We start from the raw sequence: 524 nt of genomic DNA, 5'->3' as shown, positions 1-524 counted from the left end.
ACCAGCTTCCGATAACTTTATCAGCAAAATCAAACTCGGCTTAGGTTTTTCGAGGTGCCCATTAATAAATGATTAAAATACTCAATATCAACTAATTCACCTGCGTTAACCGCGCCACGATTTTGCTCTAAAACGATAAAACAGTTACTTTGGTTAAAGGAACTCAAAATGTGTGAACCTTGCTGTGGCATGGGGGTTACCTCTAACTCGGCTTGAGAATTTACCCTGGCAATTCCTCGTTGGAACTCAAGGCGTCCTGGTGATGTTTTTATCAGGCTGGTGGTGCGCGCTTTTAAATAGGGTGTTCTTTGCCATTGGCTAAAAGCGGAAAGGTGATTGATAATGGGTTGTACCAGTTGATAAAAGGTGACTATAGCGGATACAGCATTACCGGGTAAACCACAAAACCAGGCAGATTTTAGTTTACCAAAGGCAAATGGTTTACCGGGTTTGATTGCCAGTTGCCAAAAATTTATGCTGCCTATTTCATTAAGGATCTGCTTGGTATAATCAGCTTCCCCCAC

At 42.0% G+C, this 524-nt stretch carries 1 protein-coding gene; it reads right to left on the bottom strand.

What is annotated here, in order from left to right; genetic code table 11:
* Positions 1 to 29: 29 nt before the first annotated feature.
* The coding region (locus CBG25_RS05905; RefSeq protein WP_366212727.1) for a molybdopterin-binding protein at positions 30 to 524 on the bottom strand (495 nt) is incomplete at its 5' end.

This window comes from Arsenophonus sp. ENCA (assembly GCF_002287155.1).
GTDB classification, from domain to species: Bacteria; Pseudomonadota; Gammaproteobacteria; order Enterobacterales; family Enterobacteriaceae; genus Arsenophonus; species Arsenophonus nilaparvatae.
This window is presented reverse-complemented; position numbering and strand designations above follow the sequence as displayed.